Raw genomic sequence first — 22,553 nt, 5'->3', positions numbered from 1 at the left:
TCTGGGGTAAATGTACCGCCTAAACGGGTTAAAAACCCTGCCCCACAAACACCATCGCCCGCTAGCGCACTGCCGTCGACAAGCGGCGCGGGGGCCGCTGCTGCATCTACACGTGCATGGATGGAACTTCCACAGTACGTTCACGTTAATTTTAGGGACAACATACGATGGATCGACGGATTACCAGAACACGAGTTTAATGCTGCTCTGCAAATCCGTTCATAGAGCTAAGGTTGATCGATGGCGCATTTCAGAACCTGCCCAATGCCCATATAACTCCACTCTCACTAACCTTGCCCGCCCCACCAAAGCCCCGCTTTGGTGGGGCGTTTTGCTTTTAGGGCCACATGGTCCGTGCCCCTCCCCCTGCAAGGAGTCCTCCATGAAACACTACCTGCTCGCCCTGCCGCTGCTGGCACTGGGCGCCCCGGCGCTGGCCAACACTGGCGTTATCAACTTTACCGGCAGTATCACCGCCGGCACCTGCCCTATCGAAATTCGCGACCCTGCCGGTGGCACCGGCGGCGAAGTGAAGATGGGGGAAGCCTTGGCTGGCAACTTCGATCGCGCCGGGATCGAATCCAATCACCGCTCCTTCACCATCGAAGTGGCCGACGCGTCCCAATGCGCGGGCTGGAACAGCAGCAGCGGTGCCGCCAACGTGGCCAAGGTGCGCTTCTCTGGCATGCAAGGCGGCGCCGACAGCGGCAACCTGTTCGCCCTCAAAACCGGCGGCGGCGCCGCTACCGGGCTGGCGCTCGGGCTGCAGGATAAAGACAAGACCCAGATCGGCCACGGCGCGATCTCCGGCGAGTACCCGCTCAACAGCGGGGGCACCCAGAGCGACCTCACCTTTACCGCCTTCTACAAATCCACGGCCGCAACCGTGACTGCGGGCACCGCCAATGCAGACGTGCAGCTGGAGCTGGTCATCAATTGACCCGTGCCGGCCCATCAGCCCCTTCCCCTTCAAAGGACTTGACCATGAAACGCTACCTTCTCGCTCTGCCCCTGCTGGCCCTGGGAGCACCGGCAATGGCCAACACTGCCGTGATCAACTTCACCGGCACCGTGGTGGCCGGCAGCTGCCCGATCACCATCACAGATCCCGCCGGGGGAAGTTCCGGCACCATCGACATGGGTAACGCCATGGCCGGCAATTTCGACCGGGCCGGCCTTGAAGTGAACCATCGGGATTTCGCCATCGAGATCACCGATGCCACCACCTGCCCAGGCTGGAGCGGTGGTGGTACCAACGTCGGCAAGATCCGCTTCTTCGGCCTGGCCGGCGGTGCCGACGGTGACGAGCTATTCGCGCTCAATGCCAGCAACAGCCCGGCTACCGGGGTGGCACTGGGCATCAAGGACGACGACGGCACGCTGGTCGGGCATGGCGATGAATCCAAGGATTATCCCTTGAGCGGCCCTGGCCCGGAAACGCTGGCGTTTACCGCTTTCTACAAATCCACCGCCGCCACCGTGGGGGCTGGGCATGCCAACGCCGACGTCTCGGTGGAGCTGACCATCAATTGACCCTATGCGGGCCGCCCAAGGCGGCCCGCCCCTGGAGGTACGCCCATGGTATTTCGCATCAGCGCCGCGGTGCGGGGCGCTGGCGTGGCAACGCTGGCCTTCGCCTGCTTACTGCCCGGCCTCGCCAACGCCGCCCTAACCCTCAGCGCTACACGCCTGGTGATCGCCGATAACAAACGCAGCGCCTCCCTGGTAGTGCGCAACCCCGGCACCAGTACCTACGCCGCGCAAGTGTGGGTCAATACCGAAACCGACGACACCACCACTGCCGTGCCGTTGATGCCGTCCCCTGGCTTGTTTCGGGTAGGTCCTGGGCAGGAACAACTGGTAACGGTCAATCGCCTGCCCGCCGACCTGCCCAACGATCGGGAGTCATTGTTCTACTTCAACTTGCAGGAAATCCCGCAGAAAACCGACGCGGCAAGCAACACCCTGCAAATTGCTTTGCGCACACGCATCAAAGTGTTCCACCGCCCCAGCCAGTTCAAGGGCGACCCCACCCTGCGCCTGAAAGAACTGCGTTGGCACCGCGAACGCGATCAAGGGCGCGACTACCTGGTGGTGGATAACCCTACGCCGTTTCATTTTTCGTTCGTGACCCTGCGCGCGCAAAGCGCGGGCAAGACGCACGCGCTTACTGTGGCGCCGATGGTCGCGCCGCTGTCGCGGCAACGTTACCCGGTGGACATACCGCTGGGCACTGACGCCCGCCTGACCGTGGCTGCCATCAACGACTACGGCGGTTTCACCGAGCCACTGGACCTTGCGTTGCCCCTGGCCCCCTGACCTACCCGCCCCGCTGGAGTGATACATGACGAGGATCAAACCGCGCCGCTACCGGCCGGTGTTTCACGCTGCCTGGCTGGGCCCGGCCAGCGCCCTGGCTTGCGTGGTGCAAGCGGCCGAATTCGAGGCGGGCTTTCTGCGCAGCGACGCGGCCGCCAGCGCGCTGGCGGCCTTGAATGAAAACGCCGACCTGCCGCCGGGCGAGTACAGCTTCGAGGTTTCGCTCAATGGCCAAGCCCTGGGCGAGCATCGGCTGGCGCTGCAAAGGGTCGAGCAACGTTGGCAGGTATGCTTGCCCCTGGCACTGCTGGAGGAGGCTGGGGTCACGCGGGCGGCGTTGCAACTGCCCAACGAGCCTGCCGGGCCGTGCGTCGACCTGGAAAGCGCCCTGGACGGTAGCCAGGTTGAGGTGAACACGCGCCGCTTCAAAGTGGTCGTTTCGGTACCCCAGGTCGCCATACGCCGACGGTTGATTGGCGCCACCGACCCCGCCGATTGGGACAGCGGTATCACCGCGGGTTTCGTAAACTATCAAGCCTCGGCACGCCAGGGGCACAGCCGTTACAGCGGCAACGACGGCCAACGTGACCTGTACCTGAACGCAGGCCTGAACCTGGGGGACTGGCGCCTGCGCACGACCCAATCCTTGAGCGATGGCGACCGTATGGGCCGGCAATGGCAACGCCTGAACACCTACGCGCAACGCGATCTCCCGGCCATCCGTAGCAACTTCACGGTCGGTGAACTGTTCACCCAGGGCGAGGTGTTTCGCAGCATGCCGCTGCTAGGGGTGCAGGTTGCCTCCGACATGGACATGCTCCCCGACGTGTTGCAAGCGTATTCGCCGGTGATCCGCGGCGTGGCACAGAGCCGCGCCAAGGTGGAAGTACGCCGCGACGGCTACCTGCTCTACACCACCTATGTGTCGCCTGGCGCGTTCGAGCTTGATGACCTGTCGGTGAGTGGCAGCGGCGAGCTTGAAGTTTCGGTGATCGAGGACGATGGCCAGATCACGACATTCACCCAGCCCTATTCCACGCTCGCCAATCTGCTGCGCGACGGGGTGTGGCGTTACAGCGCAGCCGTGGGCCGTTACGACCCGGCCTATTCCGCTACACAACGCCCGTTGGTGGCACAGGCCAGCGTGGCCCGTGGCTTGCCGGGCAATTGGACGGTCTACGGCGGCGCCATGGGCGCAAGCTTTTACCACGCCGGCCAACTCGGGCTGTCGCGGGACTTCGGCGCCTGGGGCGCGCTGGCGGTCGACGCGACCCAAGCGGCCACCGCCAGCGACGGCATCAAGGCCGGCAGCCAGGGCATGAGCTATGCCGCGCGCTACGGTAAAGCATTCGGCACCGGCACCCAGTTGCGCTTTGCCGGGTACCGTTATTCGACCGAAGGCTATCGGGATTTCGACGAGGCCGTGGCCGAGCGGGGCAGCGGCTGGCTACGCCATGGTTCGCGCCGCAGCCGCCTCGAAGGGGCGCTGTACCAAAACCTTGGAACGCGCAGCAGCCTGAGCCTTTCGGTATCTCAAGAAGACTATTGGGGCTCCAGCTACCAGCGCAAACAGGTGCAAGCCACCTTGAGCACCGTGTGGCAGGGCATTGGTGCCAACGCCTATATGAGCCAGGCGTTCGATGAGCGCAATCGCCAATACCGCCAGTGGGGCTTGAGCTTTAACATACCGCTGGGCAGCACCCGCTCCAGCGCTACCTTCGATGTGCAACGCAGCGGCGAGCGATTGAGCCAGCGCGCCTCGCTGGCCGGCTACCATGAGGACCTCAGGCTGAGCTATCGCGCAGCCTTGGCCCAGAATGGCCAGCAGGACCGCAGCGGCTCACTCTCTGCGAGCTGGCAAGGCCCGGCCACCAACCTGGGCGTCGCCGTGAGCAGAAGCGATACCTACAGCAGTGTCTCGGTCAATGCCAGCGGCTCGCTGGTGCTGCACCCGGGCGGGCTGATCGCGGCGCCACAGGTCAGCGATACCTTCGCCATCGTCGAAGTGCCGGGGATCGAGAACGTCCGCATGCGCAACGGCGCCGGGCGCACGAACACCGATGGCTACGCCATCGCCAGTTCGCTCAGGCCCTACCGCGCCAACACTGTCAGCCTGGACACTAGCGACCTAGGCCCGGATGTGCTGATCGAGAACGGTACCCAGCAAGTCATTCCGCGCCGTGGAGCGGTGGTCAAAGCCACCTTCAGCGGACGCAAGGTAGTACGGGTACTGCTGACGGCGCGCTTGCCAGGCGGCGACAACCTCGCCTTCGGTGCCGAACTGCTGGATAAGAACGGCGACTGGGTCGCAACCATCGGCCAGGGCGGCCAAGCCTTGCTAGAAAGCAACGACCAACCGCAGACATTGATGGCGCGCTGGGGCGAGAACGGCCAAGAGCGCTGCCAGTTGCGGATCGACCCGCAAGCAGCCACCCCCAAGCAGGGCTATCACCTGCTCCACGCGGAGTGCACAGGCTGACCATGCGCATACTTGTTTGGCATCTATCGCCGCGGGGGGCGCATTGCCGTCTAACCCCGCTGCCCCCGAAAAAGGCACCCACCATGAAACACCGTATCGCAGCCCTGAGCCTGCTGGCCGTAGGTCTCGCGGCCACCCCTTCGAGCTATGCCGCCCCCAACGTTCTCGAACCTAATGGCTGTTATTGGGTGCCGGATCATCCAGGCCCTGCGCAGGTCGTTTTGAATGTCCCTGACATGCATATCGCCCAGGATGCTCCGGTCGGCACCGAGGTTGCGGTAGTGTCCGATTGGGGGGTTACTAATCCGCCCGCGGTGTTCGAATGCCAAAACAACAGCAGTGGCGGCCCCATTATACCCACCGATTACAACGCAGATAACGCAGCGCCCATCGCCCAGTTGGCGAGCGGCCTGCCCAGGGTCGCACTGTCAGTGCCGGAAGACAGCATCATCGAGACCAACATCCCGGGTCTGGGGGTAAGTGTCCTCATGACAGTCGCCATCGATGGCCGTGATCCGACAATGCCCGAATTCGTGCTACAAAAAGCCGAAGCCCGGGTCCCGTTCAGGTCTACCCGCGGTTACAACAACACCATCCTTCGGGTATCGGGGCATCTATATTTCCTCACGCTGGTCAAGACTGGGCCTATCCCGGCCGGGCTGCACAGCTTAGATCCTGGCCATCAGGTGGTATTGGGCAGGATCACTCAGTCAGTAGTGGGTGGGGTAGACACCGCGCTGAACTTTTCCCTGTCGGGGAACTTGACGTCCTCGGGCTGTAGCACCGCTGCAGATCCGGTGACCCCTAACCCGGTGCATCTGGGGGATTTCGAGGCCAAGGATTTTGAGCGAGCCGGCAGCGCTAGCCCCTTGGTGCCCTTCCAATTGAACCTGGTGGATTGCAATGTACCTCCGCCCGGTAGCACCTTGCCGCGCGTGCACTTACAGCTCGACCCCGCTAACGGCTCCGCCGCGATCGATGCCACCCAGGGCCTCTTCAGCACGGGTGCTGGCTCCAGCGGCGGCGGCGTGGCATTCCAGGTGCTGCGCCAGGATGGCATACAAGCCATGCCGCTGAGCACCAAGGAGCCGATCACGACCTTGCCCTCCAATGACACAAACTTGCCGCTCAACGTAAGGCTGGTCAAGCACACCGGGCCGGTCACACCCGGCACGCTCACGGGGGCGCTGAACTTCCTGCTCACCTATGAGTGACGCCCAGCCCTAACGCCATATAGCAGCTACAGTGCCCTGTTCGGTCCTTAGCTCTCCATCACAAGGCTAGCCCTCCTGGCCCCCAAGGAGGGTAACGCGGCCAAGGCTGGGAAAACCGTGATGGGACCTCCAAATAAGGTCTTATTTCAACAGCGCGGCCCAGCCCGACCTCTGCGGTAGCCTAACAGCTATCTAACCTACCCGGCATGTGCGGGCATTACCGGTTCGATCGACCTATTAGTACTGCTAGGTTACGTCGCCATCGATTCTTCGTATATTTTTTAATACCTCCTTACACAGCGCAACGCAGCGCAACTCCCCTTCATAGTTAAGCACTATGCGCGTTGCGATCTCACTGCCAAGGCTTTAAATCGACGATCACTTAAGGGCGACCGATATGAAATTTCCGCTACTTCGTAATTTCTGTTTAACTATCCCGCTATGCATTAACGCTTCCTTAGCATTCGCCGCAGCCTCCACGGGTACGATTCAACTCGCGGACGCGGATGGCAAATCCTGCCAATTGACGGCAAGCGGCGACGGTACAACACATTTGATCCGCAGCTGCGACCTAAGCGCCAGTTTTCTGCGAGTTATGGACGTACCTTCAACAACCACGATCACGCTGTCGGCGAAGGACTGTAGCGACTCGACCGAAAGCCAGAATTGGTGGGTACGCCTGCAAGCTACGGCGCGGAGTACGTCTACAGTTCCCGAGGGGGGGCTTAATGTTACCAACATCGTGAACGAGGCGGTGAAATATCTCGCTAATCCGACCGCCGATGTTTACGTTGGACCCAACCTAAAGATCACTGGCGCCGGTGTTAAAAGGGCTGCCGGCCCCAATGAGGTGTCGAAATGTGCAGTAATGCGCCTACCGGTAAGCGAGAGCGGGCGCGCGCAGCAGGTTAAGGTCCAGTTCCTGCCCGAACACTCGGGCCAAAGTAATCTACAAGGATGTAGCGACTCTGCGCTTTTCATGAATTACTTCCCCGCCAATAACGATTCGGGGGACCCATATAAATATGGCTGGATCCAACAGTGCATGAGGCTTACCGATGCCAATGACAACCCCTTCTATACGCATTACAGAGCAAACTACGATTTTAGGGAATCCGCGAAAAACCCTACCTACTGCCCTGCAGGCCAGTTGGCTACGGGCATAGCATACTGGTCCCCCTCTAGCAAATTCTTCCTCCAGTGTGCTGCATTCCATAATTCCAAAACCGATAAGCGACTAGATACTTCATCTAGGCCCCAAGCCGGGCGGTGGGTTGAGTCTAAAGATAATATTATGATTTGTGAAAAACCAAATACCGGCGCCCCAGAGCAGTTAATCTGGAACTCCAACTCAGCTATAACGGGCTGGCACGTCAATTCGAAGTCGAAGTCCCACCAGGCATGGTGCTCCAGCTACATCCAGGAATGAACGAGTTACGGGCGCCCTATTCCCATTAAATAGTGGCGCCCAAGCACCTACAGCACTGACTGCGCGGTTTGCTATGTCAACTCGGTGGAGCGCCAGGCCGCAGGTCCAGCCCAAAAAACGACATTTTCGGGCCTGAAGCAGGCTGCGTGTCTTCACTGAGCAACAATGAGGAAATAGCTACGGTACACGCGCGCTGAGGCGAAAACCGTCACGTTTTTGGGGGTTTATTAGGGAAGGTGGCAACCCCACCAGCCACACCCCGGCACACGATGTTCCCGCTGTGGCTGCTCCCTTCCGGGCCTGACCAGGTTGACGGGTAATCATTGCGAGGGGACCGATGGGGCCGCCATAACGCACGCTTGCCGGGTTGCCCGGTGAGCGGGGGCCATTGTACAGGCTTGACGCCCGGATACAACCGGCGCCCGGAAAAAAACAACCAATTCAGGTGTTAACGTCATCTAGCGCTCGCTCGGCGCCGCCCCCTGTCTCGCCGACTTCCAAAATGTCAGCGGCTTTAGCGCTTGCCCACCCGCACCACCCCAATCGTTGCGGCTTGGCGTTCAGTGCGACCGATCATACGAACGAGTGGCACTGCCGGTGTTCATTCCACGGTGCGCCGCGATCGCTCAACTATGCGGCTGCTTGACCTTCTTTGAAATGCATTTATCACAGGTGATCTGCAATTTTTGACACGATGTTCCAAAAAGCAAATGAGCTAACACTTACTGCAAGGGAGCACCCTAAACTGCCAGGCAACAGGGCAAAAACCTCGCAATAGTGCTAGGTACACAGAAAGAAGACAATCGAATACCTTGCCTTATACCTACTTGTGAAAACGGATAAACATCATGAAACCACACCATTGCAGCCCTACGCTTGCTTTACTGTTAGGAATTCTTGGATTAGCGGGCCTCTCAACCGCTCATGCGGCAGATCCGTTGGCTGAGGTTATCGGCGCCCTGCGTATTGAGGCACCCAATCAAAATAGTTGCTCTATTGTCGCCAACGGCGAAGGAACCTCGATTTTCACCAGAGACTGTGGCAACGACAGGTCTCAAATAACCCTCGATCAAATGCCCTCTACTTCGAGAATATTGATCAGCTCACTGGATTGCAGCGAATCGGTCTCTGATCACCAAGATTGGTGGGTGACTCTGGAAACCACAGCCAGGCAAACCTCGACTTTGCCACTGAGTGTAGATGCAATAGTTAAAAAAACCGAGGCTTGGCTAGCCAACCCAGCCGATCCTTACGTTGCCCCCTATGTGCGTATTGTAAATGGGCAGATTAGAAAGACCTCCGGCCAAGCACGCTGTGCGGCAGTAACGCTTCCCGTTTCCTCACCGGAAAAGAAAAAAAATTCATTTTTATTCCATGCTGAACCCAGCCAGGAAGCCGTTGAGCAAAACGGCATGTACCACGGAACCTGCAAGTACGGCGTGATGATGAGAATCTACTCTAAAGATCCTTATGACTTTAGCTTTCAATGCTTGTCATACATCGACGGCGAGAACAATCGCTACGTCCCGTACAAATATTCTGGTTACTTTTACTTCAACTCCGACACCAAACCCTTGAGCTGCCCTAAGGACATGGCAATATACAAACTACGCATCGGAGTTAGCAAGAACCCTAGCTACTTCCGATGCGTAAGTTACAAGCACCCGGTCACCGGCGCAATCTTACATTTAGAGCGTAACAATTACGAACAAAGATATATAAACAGGAATGGGCATCATATGCTATGCGAAAACCGAAATCAAGCCGGCCCTGAGGTACTGGTGTCCGAGCCTAACAATGTCATTACAGGCTACGACATAGAAAAGAATACTCAGCAAATACAGTGTTCAACTTATAGTAATCCTTCACAATAACACCTCACTGGCGGGCGCCTTATAGTTCTAGTAACTTAAGCACGCCCGCCTCATCCATCACGCCACCCCTACTGCGGCGCCCCCGGACACGCACCGTGGTCCGTAGCCACCACCGACTCATTCCCTCCCCCCTCAATGGCCAGCATTTCATCGGCCTTCCCGCCCGCGCCTTGCACCACTAAGTGAATGAAGTGCAGTTTGACGATAACCTCGGGCGGCAGGGCGAAGGGGTAAAAGTCCGGCTGGCCCATGGCGCGGGATAGCTCGTTGAGCATCCCGGCCAGCTCGATCCAGGCATTCACGAACGCCAGGAAAGCCGAAGCGCTGGTGTGGCTGGGGTCGTACAGGTTGTTCGGCGAGAAGGGCACATAATCGAGCCCGGCGTTGTGGCCGCTCATGCCGAAGCCTTGGGCCGTATCGACCGCGTCCATCATGTGCAGGTAGTGCGCCCAGGTTTCAGCCCAGTCTTCCCAGGGGTGCATGGTGGCGTAGGCGCTTACATACTGCTGCGCCCAGGCCGCCGGTGCGCCTTGCTGGTAATGGCGCTCGAGCGCGTCCGCATAGCTTTGTTGCTCATCGCCAAACAGCGCGCGGAAGGGTTCCAACCATGTGCTGCCGGCAATCAATCGGTCCCAGTAGTAATGGCCCACTTCGTGGCGAAAATGCCCGAGCAGCGTACGGTAAGGCTCTCGCATCGCCTGGCGCACCGCTTCGCGGTGAGCGTCGTCGGCTTCCTTGATGTCCAGCGTCACCAAGCCATCGGCGTGGCCCGTGGTCGGCCGCGTGCCATCCATGCTGGTGCCCACGAAGTCAAAGGCAAGGCCGGTGGCTTCATCTTCGATCTTGGCCACCAGCGGCAGGCCGAGGTTCAGCAGCTGAGCCACCAGGCGGCGCTTGGCGGTTTCCACTTTCAGCCAGTAACCGTTGTTTTCTGGCACGGACAGGTCCGGGATGGTGCGGTTCAGGCGGCAGGCGCGGCACAAGGGTTGAGGGTCTCCCGCGGGCACCAGCCAATTGCAGGCCGCGGCGGTGTCGAAGTTGGCGCAGCGGCGCACAGCGCCGGCCTCCGGCGCGCTGTCGAGGGTCCAGGTGCCTGGTGCCTGGCCAGGGCTCAGCGCAGACACCAGGTCGTTTCCCGGCAAGTAACCCAGCGGGGCCTGGCAAGTCAGGCACAGGCTGTTGCCGAAGAACACCGCCTGGCCACAGCGGCAATGCCACAGCTTGCCGTGCCCCGTTTCAGCCGGCGCCGGTGCGAGTGCGCGCGGGCCGGCGATGCGTGAACTGATGCGGTTGAAATAGCGGTACATAGGGCGTTCCTCGGCGAGCCTGCATCACTAGATTCACCCGGGGCGGCGCAGTTCCGGCCACAAGCCAGCCGGCGTTGATCCAGGTCATCTAGGCGGGTCCTCAGGCCCGCATAGGAGCTGGCGACAGCCTGCGAAGCGGTGCGCCGTGGTTCGCGGGCTTTGCCTGTTCTGGCTATGGGCCGTGAACACCAGGCGGCGCGGGGGTGCAGATCATTCCCGGGCTCTGCCCGGGCCCACAGGTTCCCGTGGCAGGTGTGGGAGCTGGCGCCAGCCGGCCATCGCAGGGTCGCGGGCAGGCCTGCTGCTACAGGCCGGAGGGCTCGGCCAGCATGGCGGCGAACTGCGCTTCGTCCATCACCGCCACCCCCAACTGCTGCGCCTTGGCCAACTTGCTCCCTGCCCCTGGCCCCGCCACCACCGTGTGGGTTTTGGCGGACACGGAACCGGCTACCTTGGCGCCCAGGGCCTCGAGTTTGTCCTTGGCCTCATCGCGGCTCATGCTTTCCAAGGTGCCGGTGAGCACCCAGGTTTGCCCGGCCAATGGCAAGCCTTCCACCACCTTTTTTACGCTAGCCCAGTGCATGCCGAAGTCGCGCAACTGCGCCTCCACGGCCAGGGCTTCGGCGCGGCGTTGTGGGTCGTCGAAGTATTCACGCACCGCCTTTGCCGTGCGCTCGGCCACGACCTGGCGCAGGTCGAGCCAATCGGCTTGGGCGAGGGTGTCCAGGGCGCCGAATTTCTGCGCCAGCTTTTGCGCGGCGCCGGGGCCCACGTAGGGGATGTCCAGTTTGGCTACCAACCCCTCGAAGCTGGTGGCGGCGGCGAACTCGGCATGCAGCTCGCCCTCCCCTTGCAACTCGATGCCCCGCTCGAGCAGTTGGGCGATCACTGTGCGGTTGTGTTCTTCCTCGAAGAAGTGGCCGATCTCATAGGCCACCTCGTTGCCGATGTCTGGCAAATAGGTGAGCACCAGGGGTTTTGCCGCCATGATCCGTTGCAGCGTGCCCAGGGAGCGGGCGAGCACCTTGGCGGTTTCTTCGCCCACTTCGGGGATCCCCAGGGCGAAGATAAAGCGCGCCAGGGCCGGCGTGCGGCTAGCTGCGATGGCATTGACCAGGTTGCGGCTGGACACCTCGGCGAAACCTTCCAGGGCCAGCACCTGTTCCTGGGTCAGGGTGTACAGGTCCGCCGGCGACCGCACCAGGCCGGTGTCTACCAGTTGCTCGACGATCTTGTCGCCCAGGCCGTCCACATCCATGGCCCGGCGCGAGACGAAATGGATGATCGCCTGCTTGAGCTGCGCGGCGCAGGCCAGCCGGCCGACGCAGCGGTACACCACGCCTTCGATCACCGTTTGCTTGCCTTTGCTGCGCTTGATCAGCTGCGTGCGTTCCACCTCCGAGCCGCACACCGGGCAGGCCGTGGGCACCGGCACCGGGCGAGCATCCGCGGGGCGGCGGTCGGTGACCACCTGCATCACCTGCGGGATCACGTCGCCGGCGCGGCGGATGATCACCGTATCGCCGATCATCAGGCCCAGGCGCGCGACTTCATCCATGTTGTGCAAGGTGGCGTTAGCCACGGTCACGCCCGCCACCTTCACCGGCTTCAAGCGCGCCACGGGGGTAACGGCGCCGGTGCGGCCGACCTGGAATTCCACGTCCAGCAACTCGGTCATTTCCTCGGAGGCGGGGAATTTATGCGCCAGGGCCCAGCGCGGCTCGCGGGAACGGAAGCCCAATTCCCGCTGGGCGCCGATACTGTTGACCTTGAACACCACGCCGTCGATTTCATACGCCAGCGCCTGGCGCCGCGCGCCGATGTCGCGGTAGTACTCCAGGCACTGTTCAACGCTGTTCGCCAGTTTCAGTTCACGGCTGATCGGCAGGCCCCATTGCTGCAATTGCTTGAGGTTGCCGATATGGGTGTCGGCGATGTCATGGCTGACCTGGCCGATGCCATAGCAGCAGAACTCCAACGGCCGGCTGGCGGTGATGCGCGAATCCAGCTGGCGCAGGCTGCCGGCGGCGGCATTGCGTGGGTTGGCGAAGGTTTTGCCACCGGCTTCGGCCTGGGCAGCGTTAAGCCGCTCGAACCCAGCCTTGCTCATGTACACCTCACCCCGCACTTCCAGCGTGGTCGGCCAGCCGCTGCCCTTGAGCCTGAGCGGCACGTTGCGGATGGTGCGCACGTTCACGCTGATGTCTTCGCCGGTGGTGCCATCGCCGCGGGTGGCGCCGCGCACCAATTGCCCGTCCTGATACAACAGGCTCACCGCCAGGCCGTCGAGCTTGGGCTCGCAGCTATATTCCACCGCCTGGGTTTCCAGGCCGTCACACACGCGGCGGTCGAAATCGAGCAGGTCCTGCTCTTCGAAGGCGTTGCCCAAACTGAGCATGGGAATCTCGTGTCGCACCGTGGCAAAGGCAGACAACGCAGCGCCGCCCACGCGCTGGGTGGGCGAGTCTGGCGTGACCAGTTGCGGGTTATCCGCTTCCAGTGCCTTGAGTTCACGGAACAGGCGGTCGTACTCGGCGTCCGGGATGCTGGGCTCATCTAGCACGTAATAACGGTAGTTGTGCTCGTCCAGTTCCTGGCGGAGTTCGAGAATGCGGGTTTGGGCAGTGGTCATCGGGCGTGGGTCCGGCGGTCGCGGTGTTCACAAAAGGGAGAAACGAAAAGGCCAGCCCGTGTTGACACTGGGCTGGCCTTTAAACCATAGCGGGTTAGCGCTTTTGAGTGAGCGCGCGGCGCTCGAATTCAACGATACGCTGGCGGTAGTGCTCGATGGTCTGCGCCGTGAGCACGCTGCGCTGGTCGTCCTTGAGTTCACCGTCCAGCTCATGCGCCAGCTTGCGCGCGGCGGCGACCATCACCTCGAACGCCTGCTTGGGATGTCGCGGCCCCGGCAGGCCGAGGAAGAAGCTCACCGCGCGGGTGGTGAAGTGATCGATGTCATCCAGGTCGAACACGCCCGGCTTGACCGCGTTCGCCATGGAGAACAGCACTTCGCCATTGCCGGCCATGCTTTCGTGGCGATGGAAGATGTCCATGTCGCCGAAGCGCAGGCCGCTTTCCAGGATGTTCTGCAACAGCGCCGGGCCCTTGAAGCCATTGGCGTCCCGGGAAATCACGTTGATCACCAGCACCTCTTCCACTGGCGCCGGCTCCTCGCCAAAGCCGGAGGCATCGTCGAGGTTGTAGTCTTCACGGGCGGACATCCGCGGTTCGTCCGTTGCAAGCTCGGTGGGGCGTACCGTTTCCTGGCGCTTGCGCCGGCTAGGCTCGCGGCTGGGCGCGGTCATCGACGGCAGGTCGGTTTCGTCCAGTTGCGGTTCCTGGTGGGTGTCCAGCACCCGGGGCGGGCCCAGCACTTCGGTGGGCCCTTCTTCATCGGGGAGGTTGGAGAAACTGCGGTCCAGCCTGAACTTAAGCTTGCCCTTGCCGCCGCGCATCCGGCGCCAGCCATCGAAGAGAATGCCGGCAATCACGATGATGCCGATGACGATCAGCCACTCGCGCAGACCGATTTCCATGTAGTCCTGTGCCTCAAAAAAATGTCAAAAATGAAATAGGGTAAAAAACCCTTTAAAACGTAGCCCCAAGCCGCTGTTCTGGTTGGTGTTTTTGCTACGCGTACAAAAATGTGAACAATAAACTAACACGACCAAAGGCAACTTTACACCGTCGGCTGCATGTGTTTCATGAGCGACCTCAAGCGTCGACCATCGCCAGCGCTTCTTCCACGTCCACCGCCACAAGCCGCGAGCAACCTGGCTCATGCATGGTAACCCCCATCAGTTGATCGGCCATTTCCATGGCGATCTTGTTGTGGGTGATGTAAATGAACTGCACGGTCTGCGACATCTCCTTCACCAGCCGCGCATAACGGCCCACGTTGGCGTCATCGAGCGGCGCATCCACCTCGTCGAGCATGCAGAACGGCGCAGGGTTGAGCTGGAAGATCGAAAACACCAGGGCCAAGGCTGTCAGCGCTTTTTCACCGCCGGACAACAAGTGAATGGTGCTGTTTTTCTTCCCTGGCGGCCGGGCCATGATTGTGACCCCTGTATCGAGTAAATCTTCGCCGGTCAGTTCCAAATAAGCGCTACCGCCGCCGAAAACCTTTGGAAACAGCGCCTGCAAGCCGCCGTTGATCTGGTCGAACGTGTCTTTGAAGCGGTTGCGGGTTTCCCGGTCGATCTTGCCGATCACGCTTTCGAGGGTGGCCAACGCCTCCACCAGGTCGGCGTCCTGGGCATCCAGGTAGCGCTTGCGCTCGGACTGCTGGCGGTATTCCTCGATGGCCGCCAGGTTGATCGCGCCAAGGCGGTCGATGCGCGCGCCCAACCCTTGCAGCGCCTCCTCGGCGGCGGCTTCGCTGGCATCCGCGGCAAGGGTTTGCAGCACACCGTGCAGGTCGTAGCCATCCTGCTGCAGTTGCTCTTGCAGCGCCTTGCGCCGTTCGTTCAAGGCCTGCCATTGCAGCCGGTACTGTTCCATTTGCCCGCGCAGCAGCTGCGATTGCTGCTCGGCCTGGGTGCGGCGCTTTTCCGCGTCGCGCAGCTCGCGGTCAGCGTCATCCAAGGCGGCGCGGGCGTTGCGCATGTCCTCGTCGACCGCCAGGCGTTGTTCGAGCAAGGCCTCGAGCTTGAGCCGCAACTCTTCGAGCGGCGCCTCGCCCTCCTCCAGGTTCAGGGTCAGTTGCTCCTGGCGCTCGGCCAGCCGCGCCGATTGCAATTCGAGCCGCTCCAGGGCCTGGTGGGTGGAATTGTGCTGGGCCCGCAGCGAGCCGAGGCGCAGTGCCAGCTGATGCGCGCTGTCCTTGTGCTGGCGGGCGTCCTGGCGCACCCGTTCGAGGCGCTCGCGCAGTTCCTCGCGGGCCGCCATCAGGGCTTCGCGCTGGCCGGTGTCCTCGGCCATGGCGTCGAGCGCTTCTTGCAGGATAAGCCGGCACTCACCGATGGCTTCGGTTTCCATGGCGCGCTGCTCGGCCAATTCAAGGGTTTCTTCGTCGAGCCGACGGCGACGCAGCGCCAGCTGCTCGGCACGCGCCTGGCTGGCCGAGCGCCGCGCCTTGAGCTCGCCCAGTTGCCGGGCTTCGTCCTGCAAGCGCCGGCGCAGTTGTTCACGCGCTTGCTCGCTGGCCTGCTGGCGCTGGCGCAGTTGCAGCATGCGTTCGTCCAGGTGCGCTTGCGCCGCCTCGGCCGCTTCGCGGGTGGCGTTGAGGGCATCCAGCTCCTGGGCCCGGGCGAGCATACCGCCCTGGGTGTCGTTGCCACGGCTGACCCGCACGAAATGCCGGCCCACCCAAAAGCCATCGCGAGTGGCCAGGCTCTCGCCGGGCGCCAGGCCATGGCGAGCCGCCAGCGCGGCATCGAGGCTCTCGGCGGGGCGCACCTGCCCGAGCCAGGCGGAGAGGTCCAGCGGGCCGCTGACTTTTTCCAACAGGCTGCCAACAAGCGCAGGGGCGGCGATCGGTTGCGCCAGGCGCAGGTCCCCGCTTTCCAGGCCGGCAAGGCTGGCGGCGCTGGGGTCATCGACCAGCACCGCTTGCAGGTCCGCACCCAGCACGGCTTCCACCGCCTGCTCCCAACCCGCCTCCACCCGCAGCCCCTGGGCCAGGCGCGGCTGCGCTTGCCAGCCGTGCTCGCTCAGCCACTCGCTTACCCCGCCGCCAGGGTTGAGGGCGGCTTGTTGCAGCGCCTCCAGCGAGGCCAGGCGACCGCCCAGGCGCTGCAGCTCCCCCTGCCCCGCTTGTTGTTCGAGGCCCAGCGCTTGCAGCTCGCCCCGCAGCGTTTCGAGCAGTTCGGCCTGTTCGTCTTCTTCGGCCTGCAGGCTGTCGATCAACAGCTCGCTCTCGGCGAGCTGTTCGTTGAGCTCGACGATGGCCGCGTCCTCAGGGTCCGCGGCGAGGGTGGCCAGCTCCTCGGCCAAGCGCCGCTGCCGCTCGGCCAGGCGCTCCAGGGTTTGTTCCAGCTGTTGCAGGCGCGCCTGTTGCACTTCGGCCTGGCGTCGCGGTTCGGCGGAGCGGGTGTTGAACGCGTCCCACTGCTCCTGCCAGCCCTGCATGGCGGTTTCGGCCATCTCCAGTGCCTCGGCGGCGTCCTCGGCGGCGGCGCTGGCCATGGCTTGCTCGGGCTCGAGCATGGCCAATTCTTCGCCCAGGGTCGCCAGCAGGGTTTGGTCGTGCCCCAGGTGGGATTCGGTTTCCTGGCGCGCCCGCTCTGCCTCGCGCAGGTCGTCCTGCAACTGCCGCAGGCGTTGCTGGCCGTGGGCGATGCTCTGCTCGACCCGGGCGATGTCGCCGCCGACCGAATAAAAGCGCGCCTGCACTTGGTTGAAGCGCTCGGACAGTTCGTGGTGGCCGTCGCGCAGGCGCTCGATGCTGGCATCGGCGCTGCGCTGGTCGGCCACCAGCGCCTCGAAGCCGATTTCCTGCTCGCCGATGATGCTTTCGCGCTGGGCGACCTGCTCATCCAGCGCGCGCCAGCGCAAGGCCGCCAGCTGCGCCTTGAGCTGGCGCTCCTCGGCCTTGTACTGCTGGTATTTTTCCGCGGCCTGGGCCTGGCGGTGCAGGCGTTCGAGCTGGCGGTCGAGCTCTTCGCGTAGGTCGGTCAGGCGTTCGAGGTTTTCCTGGGTGCGGCGGATGCGGCTTTCGGTTTCGCGGCGGCGCTCCTTGTACTTGGAAATGCCCGCCGCCTCTTCGATGAAGTTGCGCAGCTCTTCGGGCCGCGCCTCGATCAGCCGGGAGATCATGCCCTGTTCGATGATCGAGTAGCTGCGCGCGCCCAGGCCGGTGCCGAGGAAAATGTCGGTGATGTCCCGGCGGCGGCACTTGGTGCCGTTGAGGTAATAGGTGTTCTGGCCGTCGCGGGTGACTTTGCGGCGAATGGAGATCTCCGCGTAGGCGGCGTATTCGCCGATCAGCGTGGTTTCGCTGTTGTCGAACACCAGCTCGATGCTGGCCTGGCTGACCGGCTTGCGGCTGGTGGAGCCGTTGAAGATCACGTCCGTCATGGACTCGCCGCGCAGGTTCTTGGCGCTGCTTTCCCCCATGACCCAGCGCACGGCGTCGATGATGTTGGATTTGCCGCAGCCATTGGGGCCGACCACCGCCGCCATGTTGCTGGGGAAGTTCACCGTGGTGGGGTCCACGAAGGATTTGAACCCCGCCAGGCGGATGCATTTGAGGCGCATGCTAGCCCGCGCCCAGCGCGGCCAGCACCAGCTGGCAGCTCAGCTCGCCATAGGCCTTGAGCTGGCGGCGAATGCTGGCGGGGTCCCGCGCGCGCACGGCGACCAGCAACCCGTCGAACAGCGCCAGGTAATCCGTCATGGCCGCCTTGCGCTGTTCCAGGGCCAGGTAATAGTTACGGCTGATCGCCGGCTGCAGGTTTTCGACCGTCTCCTGCAGGTAAGGGTTGTTGGCGAAGGGGTACGCCGCGCGCATCACATTGAAGCTATCGTCCACGAACGCCTGGATGGCGTTGGCCTGGGCGCTTTCGCGCAGTTGCTGTTGCAAGGCCAGGAACGGCCGCAGGTCGGCTTCGCTGCGCCAGTGCTCGGCCACCGCGTTGCCCAGCAGGATATACAGCTCGCTCATCAGCGTGCACAGGCTGCGCACATGGTGGGCGTTGAGCTCGCTGACTTGGGCGCCCCGGCGCGGCAGGATCACCACCAGGTGCCGGCGTTCGAGGATCAGCAGCGCTTCGCGCACCGACCCCCGGCTGACGTTCAGCGCCTGGGTCACTTTCTGTTCCTGGATACGCTCGCCCGGGCGCAGCTCACCGCGCACGATACGGTCGGCCAGGTGGCGGGCAATCTGCTCGGCGAGGCTGTCCAAGGCCTTGAAGGTCATGATGATCTCTGCAGGTACGGGTGAATGCGCAAGGTCGCGATTGTATAGCAAATGTTGCCCGGCTGAACGAGGCGAACTGGCACGGAATAAGCTTACGTATCCCAGGGAGAAGTTCAGCGCACAAAGCTGACCCGAAAGTCAGAGAATTCTTGACCTGTTGGTCAAGCCACTACTACAGTCGGCGAGCCACTCCCGCCGCCGACTCACGCCTTTGCGAGGCCGCCCCGTGATCCAGTTCCTGCTTGACCGCCAACTGCGCACCGAAGACGACCTGGACCCGAACCTCACCGTGCTCGAGTACCTGCGCGAACGCCTCAACAAGCGCGGCACCAAGGAAGGCTGCGGCAGCGGCGATTGCGGTGCCTGCACCGTGGTGCTCGGCGAGCTGGCAGCGCAGCCCGACGGCACGCAGGGCTTGCGCTACCGCAGCATCAACGCCTGCCTGACCTTCGTTGCCAGCCTGCACGGCAAGCAGCTGATTACCGTGGAAGACCTCAAGCACCAGGGCCGCCTGCACAGCGTGCAGCAGGCCATGGTCGACTGCCACGGTTCGCAATGCGGCTTTTGCACGCCTGGTTTCGTGATGAGCCTGTTCGCGCTGCAAAAGAACTGCCCTGGCGCCGGCACCCCAGCCATCCACGAAGCCTTGGGCGGTAACCTGTGCCGCTGCACGGGTTATCGCCCGATCGTGGAGGCGGCTACGCAAGCGTGCGCGGCGCCGGCGGCGGATGCGTTCGACGCGCAGCGCGCCTCCACCGTCGCCCAGCTGCAGGCCATCGCCGCGCAAGGCCCGGGTGAATTGGGCGGCAGCCGCGCCCGCTGCCTTCTTCCTACCAGCGTGGACGCACTGGCGGCCGCTTATGCAGCCGACCCCGAAGCGCGGCTGTTCGCCGGCGGCACGGACCTGGCCCTGGAAGTGACCCAACAACACCGCCCGCTACGGTCGATGATCTACCTGGGCCAAGTGCCCGAGCTGCGCCAGGTGACGGTCAGCGAGCATTGCCTCAACATCGGCGCCGCCACCCCGTTGAGCGATTGCTACGCCGTGCTGGCCGAGGATTACCCAGACTTCGGCGCGCTGCTGCACCGTTTTGCTTCATTGCAGGTACGCAACCAGGGCACGTTGGGGGGCAATATCGGCAATGCCTCGCCCATCGGCGATGCACCGCCGCTGCTATTGGCCGCGGGCGCTTCGCTGGTGTTACGGCATGGGGATGAACGGCGGGAATTGCCGCTGGACGCGTTCTACCTGGACTACCGCGTGACCGCGCGGCGCCCAGGCGAATTCATCGAAACGGTGCGGGTGCCAAGGCCGGCCGAGGGGGCGCTGTTCCGTGCCTATAAGGTGTCCAAGCGCCTGGACGACGACATCTCCGCAGTCTGCGCCGCCTTCAACCTGACCCTCGAACAGGGTCGGGTCGCACAGTTGCGTATCGCCTACGGCGGCATGGCGGCGATCCCGAAGCGTGCCGTTGCCTGCGAGGCGGCCCTGCGCGGCCAACCCTGGGCCAGCGCCAGCGTGGAGGCAGCATGCCAGGCGCTGGCCGAGGACTTCACCCCACTGAGCGACCTGCGCGCCAGCAGCGAATACCGCTTGCTGGTCGCACAGAACCTGCTGCGCAAATGCTTGATCGAAACCCTCACGCCAGACCTTCACACCCGGGTGGCCGCTCATGTCTGAATCCCATGCCCCAGCGCTGACCGAGCAACAATTGGCCGAGGCCTTTCGCCAGGGCCTGGCCACCGGCGTGGGCCGCAGCGTGCGCCACGAAAGCGCGGAAAAGCACGTGAGCGGCGAAGCGCTGTACATCGACGACCGCCTGGAATTTCCCAACCAGCTGCATGTGTATGCGCGGCTGTCCGAACGCGCCCATGCTCGCCTGGTGAAGGTGGACACCACGCCTTGCCTGGCCATCCCCGGGGTGCGCCTGGTGATCACCCATGAGGACCTGCCAGCGCTCAAGGACATCGGCCCATTGGTGCCCGGCGACCCCCTGCTGGCCATCGACAAGGTGGAGTACGTGGGCCAGCCGGTGCTCGCCGTGGCCGCGCGGGACCTGCCCACCGCGCGCCGCGCTGCCATGGCGGCGATCATCGAATACGAAGACCTGGAGCCGGTGCTGGACGTGGTCGACGCCCTGCGCAAGCGCCACTTCGTGCTGGACAGCCATACCCACCAACGCGGCGACAGCGCAACGGCGCTGGCTTCGGCCCCGCACCGCTTGCAGGGCACCCTGCACATTGGCGGGCAAGAGCACTTCTACCTGGAAACCCAGGTCGCCTCGGTGATGCCTGGTGAAGACGGCGGCATGCTGGTGTATTCCTCCACCCAGAACCCCACCGAAGTGCAGAAGCTGGTGGCCGAGGTGCTGGGTGTGCCGATGAACAAGGTGGTGGTGGACATGCGCCGCATGGGCGGCGGCTTTGGCGGTAAGGAAACCCAAGCCGCCGGCCCTGCCTGCCTGTGCGCGGTCATCGCCCGGCTCACCGGGCAGCCGACCAAGATGCGCCTGCCGCGCGGCGACGACATGGCCATGACCGGCAAGCGCCACCCGTTCTACCTCGAATATGACGTCGGCTTCGACGACAGCGGCCGCCTGCACGGTATCGCCATGGCGCTGGCCGGCAACTGCGGGTATTCGCCCGACCTGTCCGCGTCCATCGTCGACCGCGCGATGTTCCATGCCGACAACGCCTATTACCTGGGCGATGCCACCATCCACGGCCACCGCTGCAAGACCCACACCGCCTCCAACACGGCGTACCGCGGCTTCGGCGGGCCGCAAGGGATGGTCGCTATCGAAGAAGTGATGGACCGTATCGCTCGTCACCTGCGCCTAGACCCGCTCGCGGTGCGCAAGGCGAACTACTACGGCAAGACCGACCGCAACATCACCCACTACTACCAGACCGTGGAGCACAACCTGCTCGAAGAAATGACTGCCGAGCTGGAAGCGAGCTGCAACTACGCCAAGCGCCGCGAAGCGATCCGCGCGTTCAATGCCAGCAGCCCGGTATTGAAAAAAGGCCTGGCACTGACCCCGGTGAAGTTCGGCATTTCCTTCACCGCCAGCTTTCTCAACCAGGCCGGGGCGCTGCTGCACATCTATACCGACGGCAGCCTGCAGCTCAACCATGGCGGCACGGAGATGGGCCAGGGCCTGAACACCAAGGTGGCGCAGGTCGTGGCCGAGGTGTTTTCGGTGGATATCAGCCGCATCGAAATCACCGCCACGCACACCGGCAAAGTGCCCAACACCTCCCCTACCGCCGCGTCCAGCGGCGCCGACCTCAATGGCAAGGCCGCGCAGAATGCCGCCCTCACCCTGCGCCAGCGGCTGGTGGAGTTCGCCGCCCGGCATTGGCGGGTCAGCGAAGAAGACGTGGTGTTCAGCAACGGCCTGGTGCGGGTGCGCGAGCAGCTGATGACCTTCGAAGCGTTGGTGCAGTTGGCGTATTTCAACCAGGTGTCGCTGTCGAGCACCGGCTTCTATAAAACCCCAAAAATCTTCTACGACCGCTCCCAGGCCAAGGGCCGGCCGTTTTATTACTTCGCCTTCGGCGTAGGCTGCAGCGAAGTACTGGTGGACGTGCTGACCGGCGAATACAAACTCACCCGCGTGGACATCCTCCACGACGTGGGCGCCTCGCTGAACCCGGCCATTGACATCGGCCAGGTAGAGGGCGGGTTTATCCAAGGGTTGGGCTGGCTCACCTGCGAAGAGCTGGTGTGGAACGACAAGGGCCGCCTGCTCACCAATGGCCCGGCCAGCTACAAGATTCCTACCGTCGCGGACGCCCCGGCCACCTTCAACGTGCGCCTGGTGGAGAACCGCAAGAACCCCGAAGACACCGTGTTCCACTCCAAGGCCGTGGGCGAACCCCCCTTCATGCTGGGCATCAGCGCCTGGTGCGCGATCAAGGATGCGGTCGCCAGCCTGGCGAACTATCAGGTGCAGCCGCCACTCGATGCCCCCGCCACCCCTGAACGCGTGTTGCGGGCCTGCCAGCACCTGCGCCTGGCCACGGTCAGCGCCGTTGCGGCCGAACAACCGGTGGAGGCCTGAGCC

General features: G+C 63.0%; 13 protein-coding genes, 1 other RNA gene and 1 pseudogene. 9 read left to right on the top strand and 6 right to left on the bottom strand.

What is annotated here, in order from left to right; genetic code table 11:
• The first annotated feature begins 382 nt into the window (after positions 1–382).
• The 6 genes from OGL93_RS12680 to OGL93_RS12655 all read left to right on the top strand — a co-directional run bounded on the left by OGL93_RS12680 (position 383) and on the right by OGL93_RS12655 (position 7,441).
• A complete protein-coding gene (locus OGL93_RS12680; RefSeq protein ID WP_263263001.1) occupies positions 383–940 on the top strand; it encodes a fimbrial protein in 558 nt (185 codons plus the stop codon).
• A gap of 44 nt (positions 941–984) precedes the next feature.
• Positions 985–1,533, top strand: a complete 549-nt coding sequence (locus OGL93_RS12675) for a fimbrial protein (protein ID WP_263263000.1) — start codon at positions 985–987, stop codon at positions 1,531–1,533.
• A 45-nt stretch (positions 1,534–1,578) separates the two neighbouring features.
• Positions 1,579–2,319: a molecular chaperone gene (locus OGL93_RS12670; protein WP_263262999.1), complete on the top strand. Its 741-nt coding sequence runs from the start codon at positions 1,579–1,581 to the stop codon at positions 2,317–2,319.
• Positions 2,320–2,344: 25 nt separating this feature from the next.
• The gene (locus OGL93_RS12665; protein ID WP_263262998.1) at positions 2,345–4,798 is read left to right on the top strand and encodes a fimbria/pilus outer membrane usher protein; all 2,454 of its coding nucleotides are present in this window, start codon (positions 2,345–2,347) and stop codon (positions 4,796–4,798) included.
• Between the two features lie 83 nt (positions 4,799–4,881).
• Entirely contained in the window at positions 4,882–6,012 is a 1,131-nt protein-coding gene (locus tag OGL93_RS12660; protein ID WP_263262997.1) for a fimbrial protein, read from the top strand.
• 397 nt (positions 6,013–6,409) lie between these two features.
• The gene (locus OGL93_RS12655) at positions 6,410–7,441 is read left to right on the top strand and encodes a hypothetical protein (protein WP_263262996.1); all 1,032 of its coding nucleotides are present in this window, start codon (positions 6,410–6,412) and stop codon (positions 7,439–7,441) included.
• Between the two features lie 243 nt (positions 7,442–7,684).
• Here the strand turns inward: OGL93_RS12655 and ffs are convergent.
• Positions 7,685–7,781, bottom strand: an RNA gene (gene ffs / locus OGL93_RS12650) — signal recognition particle sRNA small type.
• A gap of 508 nt (positions 7,782–8,289) precedes the next feature.
• Between ffs and OGL93_RS12645 the strand changes: the two genes are divergently transcribed.
• Positions 8,290–9,315: a hypothetical protein gene (locus OGL93_RS12645; protein ID WP_263262994.1), complete on the top strand. Its 1,026-nt coding sequence runs from the start codon at positions 8,290–8,292 to the stop codon at positions 9,313–9,315.
• Between the two features lie 137 nt (positions 9,316–9,452).
• On the opposite strand, the pseudogene OGL93_RS12640 reads toward OGL93_RS12645, so the two are convergent.
• The 5 genes and pseudogenes from OGL93_RS12640 to OGL93_RS12620 form a co-directional block, all read right to left on the bottom strand.
• Positions 9,453–10,622, bottom strand: a pseudogene (locus tag OGL93_RS12640) (putative zinc-binding peptidase); the annotation flags it as partial.
• A 304-nt stretch (positions 10,623–10,926) separates the two neighbouring features.
• Complete coding sequence (gene ligA / locus OGL93_RS12635) at positions 10,927–13,254, bottom strand: NAD-dependent DNA ligase LigA (RefSeq protein ID WP_263262990.1); 2,328 nt, start codon at positions 13,252–13,254, stop codon at positions 10,927–10,929.
• Positions 13,255–13,348: 94 nt separating this feature from the next.
• Complete coding sequence (gene zipA, locus OGL93_RS12630) at positions 13,349–14,158, bottom strand: cell division protein ZipA (RefSeq protein ID WP_263262988.1); 810 nt, start codon at positions 14,156–14,158, stop codon at positions 13,349–13,351.
• A gap of 178 nt (positions 14,159–14,336) precedes the next feature.
• Positions 14,337–17,822: a chromosome segregation protein SMC gene (smc, locus tag OGL93_RS12625; RefSeq protein ID WP_263262987.1), complete on the bottom strand. Its 3,486-nt coding sequence runs from the start codon at positions 17,820–17,822 to the stop codon at positions 14,337–14,339.
• Between the two features lies 1 nt (position 17,823).
• A complete protein-coding gene (locus OGL93_RS12620; RefSeq protein WP_263262986.1) occupies positions 17,824–18,483 on the bottom strand; it encodes a GntR family transcriptional regulator in 660 nt (219 codons plus the stop codon).
• Positions 18,484–18,709: 226 nt separating this feature from the next.
• On the opposite strand from OGL93_RS12620, the gene xdhA reads away from it, so the two are divergent.
• Together xdhA and xdhB are read left to right on the top strand one after the other, a co-directional pair.
• Positions 18,710–20,164, top strand: coding sequence for a xanthine dehydrogenase small subunit (gene xdhA / locus OGL93_RS12615; protein ID WP_263262985.1), 1,455 nt, complete (start codon positions 18,710–18,712; stop codon positions 20,162–20,164).
• Positions 20,157–22,550, top strand: coding sequence for a xanthine dehydrogenase molybdopterin binding subunit (xdhB, locus tag OGL93_RS12610; RefSeq protein ID WP_263262984.1), 2,394 nt, complete (start codon positions 20,157–20,159; stop codon positions 22,548–22,550). The genes xdhA and xdhB overlap by 8 nt, the downstream gene beginning before the upstream one ends.
• Positions 22,551–22,553: the final 3 nt, after the last annotated feature.

This window comes from Pseudomonas sp. RIT-PI-S (assembly GCF_025642975.1).
Taxonomy (GTDB): Bacteria; Pseudomonadota; Gammaproteobacteria; order Pseudomonadales; family Pseudomonadaceae; genus Aquipseudomonas.
Note: the sequence above shows the minus strand (reverse complement) of the source record. Positions and strands in the feature narration are given on the sequence as shown.